Below are 24288 nucleotides of genomic sequence, written 5' to 3' on the forward strand. Positions count from 1 at the left end.
TAAATTGTGGTTAGGTTTTTAATAGGGGCGTTACTTTGCCCCTTTTTCATATTTCCGCTTTCTGCTGACGAAATTGATCAGCAGTTGGTGCGCGCTGATGCACTTCGCAGTCAAGACGTGGAGGCGTTTCGTACGTCATTGTCGGCTCTCAGTAATAAATCAGCCTCCTTTTCACCGGCCCAAGTCCAATACTTTAACTATCTCAATGCTTATAGCTTATCGTATTCAGGAAAACTCATAGAGGCAGTTCCACTTTATGAAAGTGTGTTTCAAAGTGCTTCAGATAAATCGTTACAACTACGAGCCAAAAATTCAATTCTCAACAACTACGCGTTAGTTCGGGATTTTCCCAAAGCACTTCAGCAAATTCCTGATATTGTTCCTCTACTTTCGTTAGCGAAAGATAAAGATAAGCACCTTTCAATTTTGACGATTGCGCTTTTTTATAATCAGTTGGAAGAGTTTGAGCAGAGTTTGCAGTACAGTGCTCGCGTAATTGGACAAGAGCTTTCTTCCCGCAATGCGTGTCTGGCTCACAATCTGCGTAGTGAGTCGCTGCACAATTTAGGACGACTTGACCGAGAAACGCTAAATACAACTATTGAGGTATGTAATGCGAGTAAAGAGCCAATCGCTCTGAATCTAGCAAAATTATGGCTTGCTCAACTGATGTTAGCATCGCCAGACAGTATCGCAGGGGCGTTAGACGCCTTACTTGCTATCCAAGCAGATGTTGAAAGTACTAACTATCCACGATTAACGTCAGAGTACTATACAGCGCTAGCACAAGCCTATTTTGCCAATAAGCTCTTTCATAACGCACAGGAGAGTGCGCTTAAAGGCGCGGAGCTTGCAAAAGGCATGGGATATTCAAAACCCAGAAAAACGGCATATTATATACTGTACCAGTCGGCAATAGAGAAAGGGGATAATGCACAAGCATTAGATGCATTTATTCAATACGCTGAGGCTGATAAAGCGTACCTTGATGAGTACAACGTTAAGCAAATGGCGATTCAACAGGCTAAGTTCGATAACCTCGAGAAGAATATCGAAATTCAGCTACTGGACAAAGAGAATAGCCTACTGAAAGCACAAGCAGCCCTTTCCCGAGAAGAAAAGCAAAATCACAGGCTGTTGATAACATTGCTTGCTTCCACCACGATACTTGTCCTTATGTGGGCAATAATAAATCGTAAGTTACATGCAGCACTTAGGGAAAAGGCGCAAACTGACTCGTTAACAAAAGTGGCGAACCGTCACTATTTTACTGAGTTGGCATCGAAAGCGCTTGATCGAATGTCAGAGCAGCAGGACGTATTATCTTTTGTAATTTTTGACCTTGATCACTTTAAGTCAGTTAACGATAGCTACGGTCATCCAACAGGCGATTGGGTATTAAAGGCAGTAGTTAACGCGGTGAGGAAACACTGCAGAAAAGAAGATGTTTTCGGGCGCTTAGGTGGTGAGGAGTTCGGCCTACTATTACCAGGGTGTAATGAGAAAAAAGCAAAAGAAATAGCGGAATGTATGCGCAATAGTATCCGTCAAATTGATACAGCTGAAAGCGGTTTTACCTTCGATATTTCAGCAAGCTTTGGTATCTCCAGCACTGCGTCATCAAAGTATCAATTCGAGGCGCTGTATGCCAATGCCGATGAAGCTTTGTATGGCAGTAAAAAGCATGGCCGCAACAGAGTTTCTGTCTTTCAGGTTAATGGTGAAAGTGACGTTGGTAATGTAGGGCAAGCCTTTCAGCCTGCCTAAACATTACAACGAAAGAAAGTAAACACTGGGGCGTGTGCTGGCTTAATCAGCCAGCGCACTCGCCGCGGCCACTTTGGTCGGGCTAATTTCTTCGCTTGGATAGCAGCCCAATACTTTGATGTAGCGGGTAATACCACGCAATGCATCAAGGGCATTTTGTACAGGGCCATCTTCTACGTTGCCTTCTACATCAATGTAGAACATTTCTTCCCACGGATTACCTGGAATAGGACGCGATTCAAGCTTCGTCATATTGATGCTGTTCTCTCGTAGCACCAACAAGGCCTCTACAAGTGCACCTGGCTTTTGGATGGTAGACATAACAAGTGTTGTCTTAGCTGGAACTTGAAGTGGAACCACTACTGGGTTGCGCGCAACAACGATAAAACGGCTATGGTTTTCTTTTTGGTTTGCTAAGTTACTCTTTATAGCCATTAGGCCGTACAAGTTACCACCCGCTTCGCTGCCTATTGCGGCTACGTCATCGCGTTTAAGCTCACTAACTGTCAACATGGCAGACGAGGTGCTGTCCATGGTTTTCACTTCTACGTTCCCTAGTTCTGCTAAGAAATGGCTACACTGAGTGAACACTTGAGGGTGAGCGTAAAGCGTTTTGATTTTATCGATACTGGTGTTGGTTCCCACTAACAATGTATGGCGGATAGGGTGGGTGAGTTCACCAATAATACTAAGTTGGGTATGCTGTAGCTGGTCATATACTTCATTGATACTGCCAGACGTCGTGTTCTCAATAGGCAATACCGCGTAATCGGCTTCTGTACTTTCAACTTTGTGAATAATTTCAGCAAAGCTCTGACAGCCAATTTCCAGCAATTCGCCTGGGCGACGAGAGAAGTACTTTTGCGTTGCTAGATAAGAGTAAGAGCCCTTATCGCCCAAGAATGCCACTCGGTTTAAAGGCAATGTACTGCCAGGGTTAGCGCGTTCAGCAAGCATAGCCTGCTGGTTTAAAACAGAGTCTTCAATAATAACGTGGAAAATTTGCGTCACATAATGAGGGTCTAAGCCAATGTTTTGGCCTTCTTTTATTAGGCGCACCAATAGCTGTTCTTCTCGCTTTTGATCTCTCACAGGAATGTGATGCTTTATTTTCGTCTCAGCCACTTCGTTGGTTAACTTTCTGCGTTCTGAGAGTAAAGTAAGTAATTCACTGTCTAAAGCGGTAATCCGCTCTCTAACAGTATCTAATGCATTGTCTGACATATCATTCCCGTGCGTATCGTATAAGAAAATTCTGTTAAAAAAAAACCTCCCAGTTGGGAGGTTTTCATGCATGTAGCCGCGCCTCCCTAGTTAAAGGATATAAACGCAAAAAAGAAAAGTGCTACGTGCATAATATTCTGTTTCATAGGTTTGAATGTATGTTGAACGCCTATGTGTGTCAACCCATTTTTACAAATTGAATAGTTGTTTTTAATGTGGGGGACTTGAAAAAGTAATTAAAATGCGCTGTTGGCTTTATAAAAAGCCAAACGGTTAGGGCATGAAGCGTTGGCAGGTGCCGTAAATATACACCTGCCGGTGGGTAATTTGAGAACGCCGTTTAATATTTTAGCGCTTAGTTACCTAATAGTGCTGAAAGCATTTGTCTTACTTCGTTGGGCTCAAAAGGCTTATCGCATAGCGCGTTCACACCTGTTTGCTGAATATTAGCCATATGTGCACTGTCAGCTGACTCTGACGTTACCATGATAATCGGTATATGTGTGGTTTCTGGATTAAAGCGGATAAATTCCGATAGTTCCCTGCCATCCATTTCGGGCATATTGTAGTCGGTAACCACGAGGTCAAAAGGTTCATCTTTTATATAAGTTAGCGCCATTGCGCCATTCTCTGCTTCTTTTATGCGTTGAAGCCCCATGCCTTCTAGTACGCGTCGAATATGATTACGCGCTAATTTACTGTCATCAACAAGTAGTACGCGAACATCGTGTACGTCAAATAGTTCTAATTCTAGTTCATCGTGATTGATTAAATCTAAGCTTGCGTTTAACGCACGAGACAAATGAAGGGGTTCAAATGGTTTAGGAAGAATTGCCGCAACACCCGCCTGCTTAAACTCTTCTAGTTTGCTCAAACGATTTTCACTGGAAACCAACATGAAGGGAATTGTTTTAAATGCGTCGTCTTCTTTAATGAATTTAAGTAGTTCTAGTGCGGTTCCATCTTCGTAGTACATCGCGCTTACGATTAGGTCAGCACCGTGCGCTTTTACCGCTGAACGAGCTTCGGAAAGGGTACTGACGGGGTCAATTTCCTTTACGTGTTCTTTTAACAACAAAGTGGTGATGATCTTTCTTTGTGTGTCAGAAGGCTCAACTAAAATAATGTGTAGATCAGAAATTGACAGCTTTTCCATTTCAGACTCTTTTTGTTATATGTTTATGAAAAAGTGAGAGCTCGCTAGCTGGCTAGCGTTACATTAGCCCCCAGCAAGCTTAACTTTATACCCTTTATCGGTAAGTAGTGTGCGGAGCTTTTCCCTGTCATCAGTTTGTACTTCAATGACACCGTCTTTCACTGCGCCGCCGCAACCACATTTTTTCTTTAGCTCAGAGCCTAGTTTTTTCAGCTCATCAGACGCGAGGTCTAATCCCTTAATCAGAGACACCCCTTTTCCTTTGCGACCTTTAGTTTCCCTGTGAATACGAACAACGCCGTCAGAAGACACCGAACGCGCTTGCTCTTTTGGCTCAGGCTTTATTTTGCCGCTTTCAGTACTATAGACCAAAAGGGCGTCTTGCCAGTCTTGCATACATACCTCAATAAATTGCGTCTTTCCATCTAAATGGCGATAAAAAAAGCATTACCATACGAAAGTTTAAGATGACTTTCATGGCGATGTGTAAAAGTTCAACTAGTATAAGAATAGCAAAGTTAAAAGCATGTGATGAAGCATTTCTGCTTACATTTTTAAGGAGCGAATATGGAAATAACGTCGAGCTATCAAAATCAAGGGAAAGTACTAGTGGTAGATGTAGGCACTAAGTTTGACTTCAGTAAGGTAGAAGACTTCAGAAACGCCTATGGCGAACTGGGCGCCGATGTCTCTCACATCACCGTAGATTTATCGCGTACTGAATACATGGATAGCTCTGCCTTAGGTATGTTGTTAAACATGCAAAAGACACTCGCTGAAAGAGAATTAACCTACAGTATCGAAAATGCCCGTCCTCAGGTTGCTAAAATCCTGAAAATATCTCGATTCGATAAAAAGTTCGACATTAAGTAAGAAAAGCAAGTCGCTAAATTAACATTTTATCGAAGAGACATACGTGAAGATCCTCATTGTTGACGACGAGGCTATCAACCGTACATTGCTTACTAACATGCTTTATAACGCAGGCTATAAAGAGTGTATCGAAGCGGTGGATGGTGTTGAAGCTATCAAAAAATTTACGCACGAAAAACCCGACTTGGTTTTGTTGGATGTTGTGATGCCTGGGCTCAGTGGTTTTGACGTTGCACCCAAAATACGCAAGCTTGCGAAAGGGCCGTATCTACCTATTCTTTTTATCACCGCATTAGAAGATAAAGAAAGCTTAGTGAGGTGTCTGGAAGTTGGCGGGAACGACTTTGCCACAAAGCCCTTCGACCGACACATTCTAATTGCCAAAATTCGAGCCCACTTAAAAATACGTGCTTTGAGTGAACACATAGAACAGCAAAATAAAGCACTTCGATTATTCAATCAAAGAGTGGCGAGAGAGCACGCCATTGTGGAACATATTTTTAGCCACGCTATTGTCAATCGACCCGAGGTAATGGCGCATTTCGACTGCTTCCTAAAGCCAGCTGAAACCTTTAATGGCGACCTCTTTCTATGCGAATCAAGCCCTAGTGGTGGTATTTATTTTGTGGTGGGAGATTTTACAGGTCATGGTTTGGCGTCAGCAATTGGTGCGTTGCCTGTAACCCGAGCCTTTCAGGAACTCAGCCAGCAAGGGGTATCTATTTCTGAGATTATTTCAGAATTAAATCGAATTTTAATTAAGTTTCTACCAAGTGACATGTTTATGGCCGCAGTGGTGGGCGAAATTAACGCGGGGGGCAATAGAATCAACTTATGGCAGGGTGGAATGCCGGCTGTCATTGTTCCTGCGAAAACTGATTTAGCGCTGCGCTGCATCCCCTCACGTCACATGGCATTAGGGATCCTAGACGAGCATGAACTCAACACCGATTGCGATACCATTCAATTAGGATGCAATGAACAGCTTGTAATTTGTAGCGACGGGCTAATTGAGAGTACTACTCAAGAGGGAGAAATGCTTCTTGAGGAAGGCTTGGTAAGAATAGTAAAAGAGCAAATGCAGACGCATGGGAAAATAGAATCCAATTCACTTTTTCTTAAGGCGAAAGAGCATTGCGCAGCCTCTTCATTTCACGATGATGTCACGCTAGTCGTGTTTACCTCTCAACCATTAAAACGCCCGTATCACCAAACATGGATTTTGGATTGCCATCGGTGCATGAAGTTGCGCTTGACGCACAACATTTGAAACAGCCTGACATTCTCCAACGCGTGCTACAGCTTGCGGGGCAATGTGAGGGCATTCAAGCGGTGCGTTCGATAATTTATACCGTGTTGTCGGAACTGTTTAATAATGCGTTAGAGCATGGGATCTTGAAACTCGACTCAAAACTCAAAGCTGATAGTACAGGGTTCCATCAATATTACGAAAACCGCGAGGCTTCTCTAAAAGCGCTTAGTCACGGGCGAATTAATATTAGGATAGAGTCTTTACCCCTTAAAGGTAAGGTGCTGATAGCGGTTGAAGATAGTGGTGAAGGCTTTGAGTGGAATAAGGCAAGTACGGTAGGCCGGCGTCATTCCGTTCATGACGAAAGCTTTGGGCGTGGGCTCCCTTTGCTTCACGCGCTGTGCGAACGAGTGTGGTTCGAAAATGGCGGGAGTAAAGTGATTTGCTTACTTGATACTAAAATTTAGGCGCCTTTAGAAAATATATTTACGAGCAAAATGTTCATATTCATGTTTCTCTGAGGGCTTTTAAACTCTCACTTTACAGCTCTAGTCGTTGAGTACAGTTTACATAGACTTGCTTACTTAGTCATCGCTGTAAATCTGTCCATCTAATCCAGCAATTAATCGAATTTAGCTTTTACCGAGTAAAAGTTTTATCGATACTCAAATTTCATTAACCGCGGGCGTTTCTGCGGTGACACAAGAAGTAGGGCCCCATGCTGAAATCATTTCTTAAACTTTTCGAAGACACGCATAAGCGCACAGAGCCAACGTATACCGTTGAATTGGCGACTGCTGCATTACTTAGTGAAATTGTAAACGCTGATAATGAAGTAACGGATAGCGAGAGAAGTGAATACGAGAAACAGCTCAGAAAGCATGTAAACATAGATGAGGAAGCGATGTCGTTGTTGCTTGAAAGAGGGCAAGAGACGGCTGACGATTCAATTGACTTAGTGCGTTTTACTCAAGTACTAAATAAACACTGCAGCGCTGATGAGAAAAGAGATGTGATAAAGAGCCTCTGGGCTATTGCATACGCGGATGAATCTTTAGCGCCTCTTGAAGAGAGTACTATTCGTCAAATAGCTGATTTATTGTACGTTCCCCATAGCCAATACATTAAAACTAAACTTGAAGTAGTTGAAAGAACATAGCGTTCATCATCACTCAGTTAGTCTTTTTTGTATTAGCTAAAAAAATGGATTCAAATTTAGCGACCTGTACCTTACTATTGTGAACAAATAATAATAAAAGCTTAGCGGTGACAGTGCTGTTTCAGAGCCTATGGCATCACTTGCTTACAACAGCTTGCAGTACTGAAGTAAGGGTAGTTGAGTGTTTAGAACGTTGAAAATCCCAATTGGGCTTGTCATTGCATTGACGATGTCGGTGCTGGCGCTCTCTGTGGTAATTGTTAATAAATTAGAACACAACGCTTCTGTGGTGGATGTGGTTAAGGGCAATACCGCGACGTTAAGTAACGCTTTGTCGCTGCAGTTATCGGTTGTCATGGAGCGAAGTCCCGGTGATAACGCATTATTTTCCTCTCTTTTCAACCGATAAAAGAACACGATAATCTTATTTCCGCCACGCTATATGACAACGACTATCAAGTCATTTCCACTATTCAACCTGATTCCTTAAGCCAGCTTTCCAATCAATCTGTTCCACTTGATCCTGCAGAAATTCCATTTGGTGTTACGCAATACGACAATGTTATCACTGCCCATCAAATTGTAGGTAGTAGCCTATACCCACTTGGACATGTTGTTCTTTATGTGGATATTGAAGACACCATGGCGGCAAGTTCAGCCCGCCAGCTCATTAAGCAAGTGCCTATCGTTATCGCGGTTTGGCTGCTTTGCACTGGCACTTGTGTCTTTATTTTATACCGTTTGATTTCTCCTATTGGGTCGCTGAGGCAGTTTACTCAAGAAGTATTTGAGTCAAAAGATTATGCGCTGCGCAGTTCACTTAATACATCTAATGAAATTGGACAGTTATCGAATAACATTAATAGTTTATTGGATACCATTGAAGTTGAGTTACTCATCAACTTTGAGCAAAAGCAAACATTGGTTGATCAACAAGAAACCATGTCTCGTCTGGCAAACTTCGATAGCTTAACCGGTCTTCCCAATCGACAGTTTGTTCTCGATAACTTAAGACTTGAGCTAGCCAGAGCCAAAAGAAATGATGAAGACTTACTGCTCCTGTTTTTTGATTTAGATGGGTTTAAGGGCATCAATGATTCTTTAGGACATGAAACCGGAGATCTCATTCTCATAGAGGTTGCTGACAGAGTTCAGTGTTTGCTGCGCGACGGCGATTTATTCGCGCGACTGGGAGGGGATGAGTTCTTAGTACTGCCCGATAGAGATGTGACTACTGACCAAGCGCAAAGCTTGGCAACGCGACTTATTACCGCATTTGATGAGCCTTTTGAACTGCGTGGCTTATCACTAACGGTAGGTTTAAGCGTTGGAATCGCTACGGCTTCCGATGCGGGCTACGACCTAAGCGAGCTGATGAGCAATGCAGACCTTGCAATGTATCGTTCAAAAGCGCGAGGGCGGGGCAGCTACACACTGTTTACACCTGATATGGTTGAGTCGCACAAGCGTAAACTCCACTTAGCTAACGGTATTGAGCAAGGAATCAGCAACGATGAGTTTGTTGTTTATTACCAGGTTAAAGTTAACAACGAAGGGAACGTAATCGGCGTAGAAGCGCTTATTCGTTGGCAACATCCTGAATTTGGCTTGGTCATGCCGAACGAGTTTATCCCCATTGCTGAGCAGGGCGGTAAGATCACTGCAATTACCCGTTGGGTAATTAAGCGCGTTTGTATTGATATGCCAGATTTAAAACAATGGGCCACGTCTCCGTTTAGAGCCTCAATCAATTTATCTGGACATGATTTGCGAAGCTCGCAGCTGTTTGACTACATCTACAATACTTTCAAGCTCTATGACATCAACCCAGAAAACATTGAATTTGAAGTGACAGAAAGTGCGTATCTAGAAAACTTTACTCTTTCAAACAAGTTCTTCAGACGCATCGGAAATATGGGGTGCGCCATAGCTCTAGATGATTTTGGAACGGGTTACTCCTCGTTAAGTTACCTGACGCAAATCAATATCGACACGCTAAAAGTTGACCGACAGTTTGTAATGGAAATTCAAACTTCAGAACGAAGCCGTCTTGTGACTGGGGCAATTATTGATTTGGCGAAAAGACTGTCACTCTCGGTATGTGCTGAGGGCATAGAAAACCTTGAACAGTGGAATTATCTTAGAGAGCATGGATGTGACAATGTGCAAGGATTTATGTTTAGCAAGCCCATCCCCTTATCGGAGCTCACTTGCTCTCCCTCCCATTATAGCGATAGTAGTTTCTCTGTATAGCAAGGTATCGATAAAACCACTTTGACATACAGTGTTTCAAAGTGGTGTTTCTTTTTTGCAACATTTAACCTGTATGCTGAGTGGTTGATAGTACACTTATTTGCATATGCTGCTGTTTTTAATGTGCTTTTTCTTTTTGGTCTGAAAATCGCATAAGCAGTTTGAATGCAATTATGATAGTGGTTAATTGAAGACTAGTGGTAGTATCCATGAGCTTTAATAGCAGCATAACCTGATAACACAGGGCTGGTATCAAAGCGGATTGAGAAGGATTTTAAAAGCGTTTAGCGGAGGATTCATGATGAAACGTCTCGAAAAAGTTTTCTTAGCACTTTGTGCTGTTGCTGCAGTACAAGCCATTTCAGTAGCGGACGCGTACGCAAGTCCAGCGCGCTCGTTGATGCAGGAATTAGACACAGATAAAGATGGTCTGATATCACTTAAAGAAGCGGTTCGACACACAGGTCTACTGCGTAACTTTGGGCTGATTGATGACAACGAAGATGGCAAACTTTCCGAAGCCGAATTGGCAAAAAGCAAGTTGACGCCAGGCAATGAAAAGCTCACAGCAAGTGAGTAGATAAAATAATATATTTAAGAGGGTAAGGTTCTGATAAACAAGGTTTCGTTTGGTGAACGCTTGGTACAACTTGGTTCACTAAGGCAGTTGACGCTAGGTAGTTTTGTACTGGCCCTTATCCCTCTTATAGCCTTACTTTGGCAAAGTCAAAGCGACTTAGCCAAAGTGGGTCAAATGACAACACTTGAAACACGGTTTGTTGTCGATGTTGTTAGCGACATGCAAAGACTCGATAACGCGGTCGTTGACGTAGAGCGCAGCATTCGCCAATTTGCTGTGTTGAGAAATGATAGGGTGGCCTCTCTTTCTGATAACGCCATCGATCAATTTGCCGTGGCCGCTGACAATCTATGTCAGGCTCTCTCGGTACCAACTACCTGCACACGACTTTCAGAACAGCTAAATCAATTAGCCGAATATCGAGCGATTGAAGACCAGCTTTTACTTAATGCATACCTTGCGTCAGTGGGCGATAGCGTCGACCAGCTTCGCGACGATGTAGAAGCCGCTATTACTGAACGTGTCAAAGTCCAGCAAGATGATTTAAATGCCATGCAAGCAAAACAAGCTTGGTCTACAGCTATGCTTGTAAGCGTTTCGTTATTGCTAATACTGATGGGGAGTCAACTTATTGTGAACCCCGTTAACAACTTAAAAAAGATTATAAGGATCATGGCCCACAGCGATGGTCAGCTTCCACCCCTTTCAAGACAAGCGCCAAAAGAACTGATTGATGTAGAGAAAGATTTACATTGGCTTTATGATCGACTACAGCAGTTGGAGCATATTAGAACCGCCTTGCTGCGACACGCTGCTCACGAGCTTAAAACTCCGCTTGCCAGCATTAAAGAAGGCTGCAGCTTGTTGTCTGAAAACGTGGTGGGCGAGTTGAATAACAGTCAACGCGAAGTACTTTCGCTACTTACTGCTAGCACGCAAAGGCTCAACACGCTGGTGGAAAAGTTGCTCGACTACAACCTGCTGTTGCAACAAGCTCAGCCAAAAATGGTACAAAGTGACGTTAGTAAGTTAGTTTCTGCTTGTTTAGAAGATTACGCGCTCGCCATTCAGGATAGAGAAGTGGAAGTAAAGATAACTGCGTCCGAGGTGCGTATAGACGAGGAGCTGTTTAGAAGAATACTTGATAACTTGGTGTCCAATGCGGTCGCGCATGGCGCAGTGGGAAGACCGATAAATATTAGCCTTTATAACGAAAACGATAATCTTGTACTGGATGTTGCCAATCGCGGTAAGCGTATTGCTCCAGAGTCAGTACATACTTTATTTGAACCTTTTATCCGAGGAACCGAGCCGAGAAACGACAATGTCATTGGGACGGGTTTAGGGTTATCAATTGTTGCCGATTGCGCTCGACTGATGCATGGTGATGTGCGTGTTGTAGATGTAGACTATGCCGATGTTTGCTTTAGAGTGACCATTGGGCAACAGGAAAAATAAAATGAGAATAAGTGGTTTAATTGTCGCCTTACTGGTGCTGACAGGATGTCAGAGTTTAACCAGGAACAACGACAACGCAGGTGAGCCAGAAAAGGTGACGCCTGTAGCTAAAATAGAACGTGGCCTTTGTTTATTTGTTGAGCCTCCACAGGGGTTCGAGCACAATTGCGATGCAACCTATTGGCTTAACGCGTGGATTGACGCGGCCAACCAACCTTGGTTAGAGCGTAAGCAAGCATTAAAAGCGTTAGGTGATACAGCATCTGACACGCTTCACGCCTACGTTTTAACACTACCAACAGATACACCTTATCAAGACAGGTTGCGCGCGCAGCTTGCCCTAAATGATATTGCTGGAACATTTACACCCACTGCGCAAGAAGTGGTGACTGTTATTGCTGCGTCGCACAACAATCAGATTATGCAGCTTGAATCTGCCATGGTGGTGTTGGAGCAAGAAAATACTTCTCGTGGCGAGAAAGTAAAAGCACTTGAAATTGAAGCAGTTAACCTGCGCAAAAAACTAGAAGAATTGTTGCAGATTGAAGCAACACTGATGGATAAAAACAGGAGTACACAACAGTGAGCGAAAAGGCGAGTAGTAACCCTAACTTATTGTTGGTAGATGACGATAAGAGCTTATTGCGCTTATTAACCATTCGTCTGGAAGGCGAAGGTTATGAGGTGACCGCAGTGGAAGACGGTCAATCAGCGTTAAGAAAGCTTCAAAACGACAACTACGATGTAGTATTAAGTGACTTGCGTATGCCGGGCTTAGATGGTCTGAGTTTGTTTGAAGAAATTATGGGAATTAGAAAAGATATTCCTGTAATTCTGATGACGGCTCACGGCACCATTGCTGATGCGGTAGCAGCCACTCAGCGTGGTGTATTTGGGTTTTTGCCTAAACCTGTCGATCACGACGAATTACGCGCGCTGCTGCAAAAAGCACTTAGCCAGTCTCAAGCTGCACAGCCTGGGGATTGGGCAAAGGACATCATTACCCGTTCTCCAGAAATGCTAAATGTACTAGACCAGGCGTTCCGCATAGCTCAGCGTGAAGTATCTGTGCTTATTAGCGGCGCGAGCGGTACAGGTAAAGAACTGCTTGCTAATGCCATTCATAAAGCCAGTAACCGCAGCGACAAACCATTTGTAGCTATTAACTGTGGAGCATTACCTGAAAACTTGCTTGAGTCTGAGCTATTTGGTCATGCCAAAGGTGCGTTTACCGGTGCTGTAGCTGCTCACCCTGGTCTGTTTAGAGAAGCCGACGGCGGTACCTTGTTCTTGGATGAGATTGGCGATATGCCGATGACGCTGCAGGTAAAACTGCTGCGTGCATTACAAGAGCGCCAAATTCGTCCAGTAGGTAGCAGCAAGCACGTAGACATCGATGTGCGTATCATTTCTGCAACGCACAAAGACTTGCACAAAGAAATGGAAGAAGGCACCTTCCGCGAAGATTTATATTACCGTCTAAACGTGGTGAACCTAAAACTTCCGTCGCTAAAATCGCGAAGTGAAGATATTCCACTTCTGGCTCGCTCGCTGCTGCAGCAAAGCGCACAGCGTCATGGCGTGAATGTAAGCCAATTTTCTGATGACGCTATGCAACAGCTGGTAACCTCATCTTGGCCAGGTAACGTACGTCAGCTTGTGAATGTGGTCGAGCAGTGTGTTGCGTTAACGCAAACGCCTGTGATTCCGCTTCACTTAGTAGAGCAGGCCTTGTCTGCCACTAAACAAAGCTGGCCAACGCTTACAGAGGCTAGAGACGCGTTTGAACAGCAATACTTGCACAAGCTTCTTAAAATGACTGACGGCAACGTAACGCGCGCGGCAGAGCTTGCTGGTAGAAATAGAACTGATATGCACAAGCTTATGAAAAAGCACGAGCTAGACGCAGCTGATTTCAGATAGACATAGTCGAGCTTGAAGAGTTATTAAACGCATCACTTTTTAGTGATGCGTTTTTGTTTTGCGATACGAAAAGCGTAGGGCTGGAGTTATGCTGGAAGGTGCTCTGAAAAAATAATGGTTTCAACTGTGCGGGCGTGGTTTTTTAAGCTTTCTATCTCAACATCTAAAAAGTCACGTGGTTCATCAAACAGTAGGCATAACGTACCCAATTCATAGCCATCTTTGTTGCGCAAGATAGCACCTGCGTAAGCTCTTATGTAAGGGCTGCCAGTAACCAGCGGGTTATTAGCGAATAGCTTATCGGCTTTAGCGTCGGGAACAATCAAGTATTCTTCTTCGGCTATCGCGTAGGTGCAAAACGAGATATTACGCGGTGTTTCGGTAGCATCCATACACTGGCGAGACTTAAACCATTGGCGATCTTCTGCAACAAGGCTTACCAAGCAGGTTTTAGCATTAAATTCTTCTTGTACAGCTTTGGTGAGCTCGTCAAGTTGTTCGCTTGGGGAAGTATCTAAAATATCTAACGATTCAAGCGCAGCAATACGCGCTTTCTCATATTCATGGTTCATTGAGGCTATTTCACGGTAAATAATGGTGTAGTACCAAAATAGATAAGAGCAGTAGTTTACCGCTGAATTAGAAAAACGCTATCTATTAAAAAATATTGATAGGCTCAATGTCAGTTGCTCGTCATCAAAACAGTGAATTCTGCTCTGGTTGAGTTTTAATAGACAGGTTATTTAGCGCGAGTGATGGAGTAGTGTTGTTATACAAATCGATAAACTGCTGCGCTAACCAGGGAGCATCTTTGTTGTCTGGGCGGTGACAAAAAAAGTAAACGTCTTTTCCTTCACTTTGCCAAATCTTCACTTTTTTCACCCAAGGCAATAAACAGCGTTGGTTGTCATCATCTATATCGTTACCGACAAAGCGGACAATGGGAGTATGGCCTGTAGCGATAACATTTACTGGTACACGAGGCTTTTTCTCTCGCACTTCCTCTAGCATCGCACGTCTATTTGTTCCCCCTGAGTCTAAAGAGCCAGTGAAAAGCGCTCGGGTGTCCATAATGATTCTGTTCGCACCGTGGCGGATCAAAAGTTGATTAAGCGCCTTTTCCTCATCACCCTTTGCAAAAAATGCCAGGTGGCGCACCTCAACCGCTATGTTTAATTCTTGAGGTAACGCCGCTAAAAAAGTATCCAAAATGGATAGCTTTTCTGGCCCAAAAGAAGCGGGCAGTTGCAGCATCATGACTCCTAGCTTTTCTTTTAACGGGCTTAATAAAGCAAGCTGTTGGGCAACCTCTTCATCACAATGCTGTAATTGATGTACATGAGTAATGTTCTGGTGAAACTTGAAAGTAAATCTGAAGTGGCAGGGTACTGAATCGCACCATCTCGCTACAGCGTCTTGGTGGGGAAGAGAGTAAAATGTGGTATTCCCTTCAACCGTATTACACTCCTTAGCATACAGCGACAATCCATTATCAGACTTGGGATAATTAGCAAACCACGTGCTTGGCCAATGGCTGTGTTGCCACATTGGCAATCCAATATAGAGATTTCCTTGTGATATGGCTGATTTGTGCATATTTGTCATTGGGCTTTATCAAGCATTTGTTTATACTATGCGGCCTTTAAATCATTACATTATGCATGTTGTGGGCGGGCCAGCTAATTGGCCAGCAAGTTTACGTGATTTTTGGCAAAGTCTTAAGCCCAAAAGTAAGCGGTTTTGAACGCCAATTCATTGCATGCGAAGCAAGAAAAAACATCAGGGGTCAAGGACCATGCGCACAGATTACTGTGGGAATATCGATTCATCATACATTGGACAAGAAGTTACCCTTTGCGGGTGGGTTAATAAGCGTCGCGATTTAGGCGGTGTAATTTTCATCGACTTACGCGACCGCGAAGGTATCGTACAAGTGGTGTTCGACCCAGATTTACCAGACGTGCTATCGGTAGCTAACACCTTGCGTAGCGAATTCTGCGTGAAGCTAACGGGTAAAGTGCGTGCGCGCCCTGAAGGTCAAGTTAACAAAGACATGCGCACAGGTGAGATTGAGATCCTAGGCACAGGCCTTGAAGTGATCAACAAGTCTGACGTACTTCCACTAGACTGGAACCAAGAAAACTCAGAAGAACAGCGCCTTCGCTATCGTTATCTAGACCTTCGCCGTCCCGTAATGAGCCAGCGCTTACAGTTCCGTGCAAAAGTTACTGGAGCTGTACGTCGTTTCCTAGAAGAAGAAGGTTTCCTTGATATTGAAACGCCTATTCTTACTAAGGCAACGCCAGAAGGTGCACGTGACTACCTAGTGCCAAGCCGCACACACAAAGGTGAGTTCTTTGCACTTCCGCAATCGCCACAGCTTTTCAAACAGCTTCTGATGATGTCGGGCATGGATCGTTACTATCAAATCGTTAAGTGCTTCCGCGATGAAGACTTACGTGCCGACCGTCAGCCAGAATTTACCCAAATCGATATTGAGACCACGTTCTTAGATGCCGATGGCGTAATGTCTATTACCGAGCGTATGATCCGCGACTTGTTCAACAAAATGCTAAACGTTGACCTTGGTGACTTCCCGCGCATGACGTATAAAGAAGCCATGACGCGCTTTGGTAGTGACAAGCCAGACCTACGTAACCCGCTAGAGTTAACAGACGTTGCAGACTTGCTTGCTAACGTTGACTTTAAAGTATTCAGCGGCCCGGCAAACGACCCTAAAGGTCGCGTTGCGGCAATTCGCGTACCCGGTGGGGCGTCGCTTTCGCGTAAGCAAATTGACGAATACACCAAATTTGTAGGTATTTACGGCGCGAAAGGCCTGGCTTGGATTAAAGTTAACGATGCTGGTGCTGGTCTTGAAGGTCTACAGTCGCCAATCCTTAAATTCCTAACTGAAGACATCACTAACGCCATGCTAGAGCGCACTGGCGCACAAAGTGGCGATATTCTATTGTTCGGTGCAGACAGCTACACTGTGGTTACCGAAGCGATGGGCGCACTTCGTCTTAAGCTTGGTGAAGACTTTGAGCTTCTTGAAGGCGAGTGGAAACCACTTTGGGTTGTTGACTTCCCAATGTTCGAAGAGTTTGACGGTCAGCTACACGCTATTCACCACCCGTTTACCGCGCCGCGTGGTTTAACGCCAGAAGAACTTAAAGCTAACCCAGCTGAAGCCTTATCTGATGCTTACGATATGGTATTGAACGGTGTTGAATTAGGCGGTGGTTCTGTACGTATTCACAATGAAGACATGCAGTCTACGGTATTCAACATTCTTGGCATTGACGATGAAGAAGCGAAGAACAAGTTTGGCTTCTTGCTTGACGCGCTGCGCTTTGGTGCGCCGCCGCATGCAGGTCTTGCGTTTGGTCTAGACCGTTTGGTAATGCTAATGACGGGCGCAACCTCTATTCGTGATGTTATGGCATTCCCTAAAACGACCACAGCGGCATGTCCGTTAACATCGGCGCCTAGCCCTGCGAACCCACAGCAGCTTGAAGAGCTTGCTATTGCAACGGTGAAAAAGCAATCGTAATTTATGGCGTATAAGAAGCCTGAATCTGCACTGGTAGTGTTGTACGACCAACACTACCGAGTGCTGCTTTTGCAACGACAAGACGACCCCACCTTTTGGCAGTCGGTAACCGGCGCGTTAGAAGAGGGGGAGTTACCCTTAGAAACGGCATATCGTGAAGTGTGTGAAGAAATTGGCATCGATGCCAAAGCACACGGCTTTGTGGTCAACGACCACGATAAGCAAAACCAATATGAAATTCGTAGCCGCTGGCTACATCGTTATCCTCCTGGTACTGTGCACAACACAGAACACGTATTTTCCCTTCAAATAAACAGCGATTTACCCCTTGTTTTAACAGAGCACTTACAGTACGAATGGGTGTCGAAAGACGAAGCACTCGCGCGTTTATGGTCTCCCTCTAATAAAGAAGCGGTATCTTTGTTTGTACCGAGTGTGCCTTAATGGTTATACTGGGTATAGATCCAGGTTCTCGGATCACAGGCTACGGTTTAATTGCACGCAAGCAAGGTAAACTGGTGTATGTAGCAAGCGGATGCATTCGCGTTGGAACGGCAGATTTACCCTCTCGTCTTGCTAATATTTTTACCGGTGTTGGCGATATTATTCGTCAATATAAACCCGACCAGTTTGCTATTGAGCAGGTATTTATGGCGAAAAACCCTGATTCAGCGCTGAAGCTTGGTCAGGCCAGAGGTGCCGCGATTGTGGCAGCCACCCAAGCGCAACTTCCTGTTGCTGAATACAGCGCAAGGCAAATTAAGCAGTCGGTAGTTGGAAAAGGTGGCGCAGATAAAACGCAAGTTCAGCACATGGTAAAACACCTGCTGAATTTAAGCGGCACGCCACAGGCCGATGCTGCCGATGCATTAGCCGTTGCCTTGTGTCATGCACACACTGAACAGAGCCTGATAAACATGGCAGGGCAAGCCCGAAAAACCGTTCGTGGTCGTTTGCGCTAATACTGCTCGAAGCTCACGCTTTTACAGAGATAATTCATGATTGGACGAATTCGCGGTACGTTGGCTGAGAAACAGCCTCCAGAAATTCTTGTAGATGTAGCCGGTGTTGGCTACGAAATTCACATGCCTATGACCAGTTTCTACCAGCTTCCCGCGGTGGGTGAAGAAGTGGTGGTGTACACACACTTTGTGGTTCGTGAAGACGCCCAATTGCTGTTTGGTTTTGCTGATAAAATGGAAAGAGGGCTTTTCCGAGAATTGATCAAAGCCAATGGTGTAGGTCCAAAATTAGGCCTTGCTATTTTATCTGGAATGTCGGCAAGCCAGTTCTTGGCAAGTGTACAAAATGAAGATGTTTCTGCACTCGTCAGCTTACCGGGTATAGGTAAGAAAACCGCAGAGCGTTTAGTGGTAGAGCTTAAAGACCGCCTAGCAAAATTTGGTAAGGCGCAGAGTATTGCTGTACCGCCCCCAAGTGGCGACTTGCTATCCACCAACACTATTGTTGCTGTAAACGACGCTCGGGAAGAAGCGCAAAGCGCGCTTATTGCACTGGGCTATAAACCTGCTCAAGCGAGCAAGCTAGTCGACAGCGTATATAAAGAGGGCATGGAAAGTGAGGCCCTTATTCGCGAATCATTAAAAGCGGCCATATAATGGCGCTCAACGAAGACAGCGGTTCTTAGTCTGCCTGTCTTCACGTCACCGTTTAAAGTAGAACTATCATGATTGAAGCCGACAGACTGATTACGCCTGAAGCCAGCACCGAAGACGAGGTCATCGACCGCGCCATTCGCCCTAAAATGCTGGAAGACTATACGGGGCAGCCTCACGTATGTGAGCAAATGGAAATTTTTATTCAAGCTGCGCGTAATCGCGACGATGCGCTAGACCATCTACTTATTTTCGGTCCGCCAGGACTGGGTAAAACCACGCTTGCGAACATTGTGGCAAATGAAATGGGCGTGAACATTAAAACCACGTCAGGCCCTGTGCTTGAGAAAGCTGGCGACTTGGCTGCACTGCTTACCAACCTTGAGCGCAATGATGTATTGTTCATAGACGAAATACATCGCTTAAGCCCAGTGGTAGAGGAAATTCTCTATCCTGCCATGGAAGACTATCAGCTTGATATTATGATAGGCGAGGGGCCTGCCGCCCGTTCAATTAAGCTAGACCTTCCTCCTTTTACGCTGGTAGGCGCTACCACCCGCGCAGGCTCGCTAACGTCGCCATTACGCGACCGTTTCGGCATTGTTCAACGCCTTGAGTTTTACAACGTAAAAGACCTTACCAGTATTGTGGCAAGAAGTGCGAGCTATCTGAATTTAGACATGAACGATGAAGGTGCGCAAGAAGTGGCTCGTCGTTCGCGTGGCACACCGCGTATTGCCAATCGTTTGTTACGCCGTGTTCGAGACTACGCAGAAATTAAAGCAGACGGCACGGTGGGGGCCGATACGGCATCGAAGGCACTGGATATGCTTGACGTTGATAAAGAAGGTTTCGATTACATGGATCGTAAATTGCTTACTGCTATTATCGAAAAGTTTGATGGTGGGCCAGTAGGCTTAGACAATTTGGCAGCAGCCATTGGTGAAGAAAAAGAAACCATAGAAGACGTTATTGAACCCTTCCTTATTCAGCAGGGCTTTTTACAGCGCACGCCTCGAGGCCGTATTGTGTCGCAGCGCGCTTATCTTCATTTTGGCTTCGCTCCGTCTGAATAATTTACCGCCCCTTTGTAAGAAGGTACAGATTCGTTTTAAAGGCCTAGCAGGATTGCTGGGCTTTTTTTGGCAACACAGAAAATACAGAAGCCGTTTCAAACGCTACAAGTAAATGCTCGTATGGGGGAAGCTGTAAGTTCAGAGCATTGAGATTGGATGGCGAATTATTGCATAGCGCAAGTTAAGCATGGGCCGCCAATATTTTGGTTTGTACCGATGCTAAATTACAGGCAAAAAAAAAGCCCGCTCATTGAGCGGGCTAAAACAACAAGTGTTGAAGGAAATAAATCCAGGGAACTCATGTCTAACAGGAGAATAACTCTTGCATGACCGTGCTAAGCACCATCACGCTCTGTACGACTGATGCTGTGCATTATAGGGAGAGCAGAAAAAACTACAATTGAGTAAAATTGTTGTTTTGAATTAGAAAAACTAATGTGTTAACTGGGTGTTTAATATTGGTTTACTTTTGATTAAATGTTAGCTTTGGTGGGGCTTGTGGAGTGTTTTTGTTCTGCATTTTGTCGCGCTAATTAGTTATTTTAACTCCGCTTTGGATTATTAAATTTTTAGGTGAAGGAATAGTTATGCATTTACACCAGGTAAGAGTGTATTACGAAGATACCGACGCAGGCGGTATCGTCTATTATGCGAATTACCTAAAGTTTATGGAGCGAGCCCGTACAGAGTGGCTTCGCGAGCTAGGTTTTGAACAAGACACGCTGATGGAACAATCCATCGCTTTCGTCGTCAAACACGTTGAAATGCATAACTATGCGCCTGCACGGTTCAATCAACTGTTGAGTATTGAAACTCGCGTTGTAGAATTGAAAGGCGCTAGTATGACGTTTCAACAAATTATTAAAAATGAACAAGGCGTTACATTGGTATCGGGAGATATCAAGGTTGCCTGCGTCGATTTGGCCGTTATGAAGCCAAAAAGATTACCACGTACTTTGTTAGGGGAAATTTCGCGTGTCATCTGATCTCACTTTTATTGGCTTGTTTTTACAAGCGAGTTTTATTGTTCAACTAGTTATGCTTTTGTTGCTAAGCGTGTCGATAGCGTCGTGGACGTTTATCTTCCAACGTAGCAAAGCGTTGTCGGCGGCACGCAACGAAATGCGTCAGTTTGAAGATAAGTTCTGGTCAGGCGCTGACCTTAACCGTCTTTATCAAGAGCTTTCTGCCAGAACTAACCTCACAGGCATGGGCAGCATCTTTTGCTCAGGCTTTAAAGAGTTTGTTCGCCTGCGCAAGTCTAACACCGCTACCAACGGCATAGTTGATGGTACATACCGTGCCATGCGCGTTTCTATGTCTCGTCAAGTCGAAGAATTAGAAAGTCGTCTACCCTTTTTAGCCACGGCGGGCTCAATTAGTCCTTACATCGGTCTATTTGGAACTGTGTGGGGGATCATGAATGCCTTCATCGCACTAGGTGAAGTGCAGCAAGCTACCCTTGCAATGGTAGCGCCGGGTATTGCAGAAGCACTTATTGCAACTGCTATCGGCCTGTTTGCCGCTATTCCTGCGGTTATTGCCTACAACCGTTTCAGCCATCAGGTTGAGAAGCTAGAAAATAGCTACGGCAACTTCATGGAAGAGTTCTCTGCAATCCTTCATCGCCAAGCCGTTGCTGCGCAAGCACAACAACAAGCCTAAGCGTTTACATTCCAAACGGAGGACTTGTTATGTATGTAAGAAAACGCCGCAGGCCGGTATCAGAGATAAACGTAGTGCCCTACATCGACGTGATGTTGGTGTTGCTTATTATCTTTATGGTAACGGCGCCGCTTATTTCTCAAGGGGTAAAGGTAGATTTGCCTAAAGCAAGTGCCAACCCGATAGAGCAAGAAGATACACCACCTATTATTGCGTCAGTGGATGTTAAAGGTCGCTACTTCCTTAATGTAGGCGAAGACCAGGAATCGCCAATTAGCGAAGAAGAGCTTGGCGCTATTGTAAAAGCACAATTGACCAAAGAGCCCAATACGCCCGTAGTGGTAAAAGGCGATGGACAAGTAGCGTATAACGAAGTGATACAGCTAATGGTGTTATTACAGCAGGCGGGTGTGCCTTCAGTAGGGTTAATGACGGATCCGGTTGAGTAATATAGATATGTCTAAACCTGAAGTGTCGAAAAGCACGTCAACCGCTAGCCACTCAAACAACGCGAGTAACGGTGTAAGTGGTGATAAAAAGAACGGCAAAAGTGCCAAGCAAGCCAACAGTATAAGCCCAGAACAAGTAGGCTTGTACAAGTCCATTGGTTTGCATCTTTTTATTGCTGCGCTGTTGCTAATTAGCGTCAGTTTCTCTCCTGACCCGTTGCCAAGTATGCCGTCGAATGCGCCTGTGATAGAAGCGACGTTTATTGATGCGCAAGCGATTGCGGATCAAAAAAGGGAGCAGGCACAAGCTGAAGCTCAAGCAAGAGCCGAAGAGCAAGAAAGGCAAAGAAAAGCAGAAGCCGCGGCAGAGAAAAAACGCCGGCAGCAGCTAGCAGCCAAGCGTGCGAAAGAGAAGCGTGAAGCAGAAGCGGCTGAAGCGAAACGTCAGAAAGACTTGGAGCGCTTAGCGGCGCAGAAGGAACAAGAGCGTAAGGAGCGCGAAGCAAAAGCGAAAGCTGAGGCTGAGCGAAAGAAAAAAGAAGCAGCTGAACGCGCTGAAATGGAAAGGATCATGCAAGAGCAGCTTGCAAAAGAACAAGCTGCTCAGCAAGAACGTAGGCGAAAACAGGTACTTACTGAAGTAGAGCGTTATACCGCGCTTATTCAGCAAACCATAAAGCGCAATTTGTATTCGGACGACAGCTATCAAGGCAAAACCTGTCGATTGAATATTCGGTTAGCAACGACAGGGTTTGTTACGAGTATTCGTGTACTCGGCGGCAATGATGCGCTGTGTAGAGCGGCAGAAAGCGCGGTTCGCAGGGCCGAAAAGTTACCGGTATCTGATGCGCCAGACGTTTACGAGCAGTTAAAAGACATTACTTTAAAAGTGGAATTATAGTGGTATGAAAAAACTAGGTTTATGGATAGCGCTTATTACGATGGCATTCAGTGCCAAAGTGTTTGCATCCTTAGAAATTGTGATAACCGAGGGCGTAGATAGTGCACGTCCAATCGGGGTTGTGCCATTTAAATGGAAAGGTCAGGGCAGTATGCCTGGCGATATTTCTAAAGTGGTGATGGCCGACTTAATGCGTAGTGGTAAGTTTAATCCGGTATCTGTCGACAAAATGCCACAGTATCCGGAGACAGCGGAACAAGTGTCTTTCACTGCATGGGCAACCTTAGGTGTGGACACGGTTTTAGTAGGAAGTATTGAGCCACAAGGAGGCGACCGTTACCTTGTATCCTATGAGTTGATTGATGTACTTAAAGGGCAAGTTGACAATGGGCAAGCTAAAGTACTCAAAGACGGGAATTTGGTATCGAGTAATGATCACGTACTAGCTGCCCGTCAGGCAGTGATCAACGGCCGAGATTTTCGCCAGTATGCGCATCGAATTAGCGACATTGTGTATGAAAAATTGACCGGTGTTCGCGGTGCATTTTTAACGAAAATTGCTTACGTCATTGTTCGCGACCGTGACACGGTAGAAAAACCTTACCAATTAGTCATTGCAGACTACGATGGTGAGAACGAAACGCGCTTGTTGTCTTCGCCAGAGCCGCTTATGTCGCCAGTGTGGTCGCCTGATGGCGAGAAGCTTGCCTACGTTAGTTTTGAAAATCGTAGACCGCAAATATTCATTCAGAATATCTACACCAGCGAGCGTACGCGCATTACTGATTTCCCTGGAATAAATAGTAGCCCGGTGTTTTCACCAGATGGCAAGCAACTTGCAATGGTTTTATCGAAAGATGGAAACCCTGAACTCTATGTGATGGACTTAGCGACAAAAAATCTTCGCCGAGTAACACGAAATAGAGCGATTGATACGGAGCCCGCGTGGCTACCAGACGGCAGTGGGTTAATATTTAGCTCGGAACGGGGTGGTAAACCCCAGATATATAGCGTAAATTTAAATTCTGGGAAAGTAAGGCGAGTTACCTTTGTAGGTGAACAGAACCTTGGCGGTACGATTTCCCCAGACGGCAAGCAAATGATTATGGTAAACCAAACTAATGGGAACTATCACATTGCGAAGCAGTCTTTGGATGGTGGATCACCTCAAGTACTGACACGGACGTACTTAGATGAATCACCAAGCGTAGCGCCGAATGGAAGCATGATTATATACAGCACCCTTCACGAGGGAACCCAAGTGTTGTCACTGGTTTCTTTAGATGGGCGTTTTAAAGCTAGGTTACCAGCAGCCAATGGGCAAGTTAAATCGCCAAGTTGGTCACCATTTTTGTTCTAACAATTTAACGACTAAACAAT

At 44.8% G+C, this 24288-nt stretch carries 26 protein-coding genes; 21 read left to right on the forward strand and 5 right to left on the reverse strand.

Annotated features, from left to right (window positions below):
* The first annotated feature begins 6 nt into the window (after window positions 1–6).
* The gene (locus tag MASE_RS05925; protein WP_014948844.1) at window positions 7–1767 is read left to right on the forward strand and encodes a GGDEF domain-containing protein; all 1761 of its coding nucleotides are present in this window, start codon (window positions 7–9) and stop codon (window positions 1765–1767) included.
* A 42-nt stretch (window positions 1768–1809) separates the two neighbouring features.
* Here MASE_RS05925 and pheA read toward each other — a convergent pair whose 3' ends face one another.
* From pheA to yciH, 3 genes are all read right to left on the reverse strand, one after another.
* Window positions 1810–3063, reverse strand: a complete 1254-nt coding sequence (pheA, locus tag MASE_RS05930) for a prephenate dehydratase (RefSeq protein ID WP_014948845.1) — start codon at window positions 3061–3063, stop codon at window positions 1810–1812.
* A gap of 283 nt (window positions 3064–3346) precedes the next feature.
* The gene (locus MASE_RS05935) at window positions 3347–4147 is read right to left on the reverse strand and encodes a response regulator (protein WP_014948846.1); all 801 of its coding nucleotides are present in this window, start codon (window positions 4145–4147) and stop codon (window positions 3347–3349) included.
* A 63-nt stretch (window positions 4148–4210) separates the two neighbouring features.
* Window positions 4211–4543 carry a stress response translation initiation inhibitor YciH gene (gene yciH, locus MASE_RS05940; RefSeq protein WP_014948847.1) on the reverse strand — a complete coding sequence of 111 codons (333 nt, stop codon included), beginning with the start codon at window positions 4541–4543 and terminating at the stop codon, window positions 4211–4213.
* Between the two features lie 171 nt (window positions 4544–4714).
* Here yciH and MASE_RS05945 point away from each other — a divergent pair, with 171 nt between their 5' ends.
* The 10 genes from MASE_RS05945 (at window position 4715) to MASE_RS05990 (ending at window position 13645) form a co-directional block, all read left to right on the forward strand.
* Window positions 4715–5020, forward strand: a complete 306-nt coding sequence (locus MASE_RS05945) for an STAS domain-containing protein (RefSeq protein WP_014948848.1) — start codon at window positions 4715–4717, stop codon at window positions 5018–5020.
* Between the two features lie 43 nt (window positions 5021–5063).
* Entirely contained in the window at window positions 5064–6290 is a 1227-nt protein-coding gene (locus MASE_RS19805) for a SpoIIE family protein phosphatase (RefSeq protein ID WP_014948849.1), read from the forward strand.
* Window positions 6257–6739 (forward strand): ATP-binding protein, encoded by a 483-nt coding sequence (locus MASE_RS20200; RefSeq protein WP_014948850.1) that lies wholly within the window; start codon window positions 6257–6259, stop codon window positions 6737–6739. Before MASE_RS19805 ends, MASE_RS20200 begins: the two co-directional genes overlap by 34 nt.
* A gap of 251 nt (window positions 6740–6990) precedes the next feature.
* Entirely contained in the window at window positions 6991–7431 is a 441-nt protein-coding gene (locus tag MASE_RS05960; protein WP_014948851.1) for a tellurite resistance TerB family protein, read from the forward strand.
* 181 nt (window positions 7432–7612) lie between these two features.
* A complete protein-coding gene (locus MASE_RS20205; protein WP_014948852.1) occupies window positions 7613–7840 on the forward strand; it encodes a hypothetical protein in 228 nt (75 codons plus the stop codon).
* Window positions 7841–8055: 215 nt separating this feature from the next.
* Complete coding sequence (locus MASE_RS05970) at window positions 8056–9684, forward strand: putative bifunctional diguanylate cyclase/phosphodiesterase (protein WP_014948853.1); 1629 nt, start codon at window positions 8056–8058, stop codon at window positions 9682–9684.
* A gap of 298 nt (window positions 9685–9982) precedes the next feature.
* Entirely contained in the window at window positions 9983–10264 is a 282-nt protein-coding gene (locus MASE_RS05975) for an EF-hand domain-containing protein (RefSeq protein WP_223866688.1), read from the forward strand.
* 60 nt (window positions 10265–10324) lie between these two features.
* Window positions 10325–11722 carry a sensor histidine kinase gene (locus tag MASE_RS05980; RefSeq protein ID WP_014948855.1) on the forward strand — a complete coding sequence of 466 codons (1398 nt, stop codon included), beginning with the start codon at window positions 10325–10327 and terminating at the stop codon, window positions 11720–11722.
* A 1-nt stretch (window position 11723) separates the two neighbouring features.
* Window positions 11724–12308: a hypothetical protein gene (locus MASE_RS05985; protein ID WP_014948856.1), complete on the forward strand. Its 585-nt coding sequence runs from the start codon at window positions 11724–11726 to the stop codon at window positions 12306–12308.
* Complete coding sequence (locus tag MASE_RS05990; RefSeq protein WP_014948857.1) at window positions 12305–13645, forward strand: sigma 54-interacting transcriptional regulator; 1341 nt, start codon at window positions 12305–12307, stop codon at window positions 13643–13645. Before MASE_RS05985 ends, MASE_RS05990 begins: the two co-directional genes overlap by 4 nt.
* Before the next feature lie 86 nt (window positions 13646–13731).
* Here MASE_RS05990 and MASE_RS05995 read toward each other — a convergent pair whose 3' ends face one another.
* Complete coding sequence (locus MASE_RS05995) at window positions 13732–14217, reverse strand: GAF domain-containing protein (RefSeq protein ID WP_014948858.1); 486 nt, start codon at window positions 14215–14217, stop codon at window positions 13732–13734.
* A 124-nt stretch (window positions 14218–14341) separates the two neighbouring features.
* A complete protein-coding gene (locus MASE_RS06000; RefSeq protein WP_014948859.1) occupies window positions 14342–15193 on the reverse strand; it encodes a DUF72 domain-containing protein in 852 nt (283 codons plus the stop codon).
* A 247-nt stretch (window positions 15194–15440) separates the two neighbouring features.
* Between MASE_RS06000 and aspS the strand changes: the two genes are divergently transcribed.
* The 10 genes from aspS to tolB all read left to right on the forward strand — a co-directional run bounded on the left by aspS (window position 15441) and on the right by tolB (window position 24268).
* Entirely contained in the window at window positions 15441–17201 is a 1761-nt protein-coding gene (gene aspS, locus MASE_RS06005; protein ID WP_014948860.1) for an aspartate--tRNA ligase, read from the forward strand.
* A 3-nt stretch (window positions 17202–17204) separates the two neighbouring features.
* Window positions 17205–17645 carry a dihydroneopterin triphosphate diphosphatase gene (gene nudB / locus MASE_RS06010; RefSeq protein WP_014948861.1) on the forward strand — a complete coding sequence of 147 codons (441 nt, stop codon included), beginning with the start codon at window positions 17205–17207 and terminating at the stop codon, window positions 17643–17645.
* A complete protein-coding gene (gene ruvC, locus MASE_RS06015; protein ID WP_014948862.1) occupies window positions 17645–18163 on the forward strand; it encodes a crossover junction endodeoxyribonuclease RuvC in 519 nt (172 codons plus the stop codon). Before nudB ends, ruvC begins: the two co-directional genes overlap by 1 nt.
* A gap of 36 nt (window positions 18164–18199) precedes the next feature.
* Window positions 18200–18820, forward strand: a complete 621-nt coding sequence (ruvA, locus tag MASE_RS06020) for a Holliday junction branch migration protein RuvA (protein ID WP_014948863.1) — start codon at window positions 18200–18202, stop codon at window positions 18818–18820.
* Window positions 18821–18888: 68 nt separating this feature from the next.
* Window positions 18889–19893, forward strand: a complete 1005-nt coding sequence (ruvB, locus tag MASE_RS06025) for a Holliday junction branch migration DNA helicase RuvB (protein WP_014948864.1) — start codon at window positions 18889–18891, stop codon at window positions 19891–19893.
* Between the two features lie 587 nt (window positions 19894–20480).
* Complete coding sequence (ybgC, locus tag MASE_RS06030) at window positions 20481–20879, forward strand: tol-pal system-associated acyl-CoA thioesterase (RefSeq protein ID WP_014948865.1); 399 nt, start codon at window positions 20481–20483, stop codon at window positions 20877–20879.
* Window positions 20869–21558: a protein TolQ gene (gene tolQ / locus MASE_RS06035; RefSeq protein WP_014948866.1), complete on the forward strand. Its 690-nt coding sequence runs from the start codon at window positions 20869–20871 to the stop codon at window positions 21556–21558. Before ybgC ends, tolQ begins: the two co-directional genes overlap by 11 nt.
* Before the next feature lie 29 nt (window positions 21559–21587).
* Entirely contained in the window at window positions 21588–22007 is a 420-nt protein-coding gene (tolR, locus tag MASE_RS06040) for a protein TolR (protein WP_014948867.1), read from the forward strand.
* Between the two features lie 7 nt (window positions 22008–22014).
* Complete coding sequence (tolA, locus tag MASE_RS06045; protein ID WP_014948868.1) at window positions 22015–22908, forward strand: cell envelope integrity protein TolA; 894 nt, start codon at window positions 22015–22017, stop codon at window positions 22906–22908.
* Between the two features lie 4 nt (window positions 22909–22912).
* Window positions 22913–24268 (forward strand): Tol-Pal system beta propeller repeat protein TolB, encoded by a 1356-nt coding sequence (gene tolB / locus MASE_RS06050; protein ID WP_014948869.1) that lies wholly within the window; start codon window positions 22913–22915, stop codon window positions 24266–24268.
* The last annotated feature ends 20 nt before the right edge of the window (window positions 24269–24288 follow it).

Origin of the sequence: Alteromonas macleodii ATCC 27126, from assembly GCF_000172635.2 — a bacterium.
GTDB lineage: Bacteria > Pseudomonadota > Gammaproteobacteria > Enterobacterales > Alteromonadaceae > Alteromonas > Alteromonas macleodii.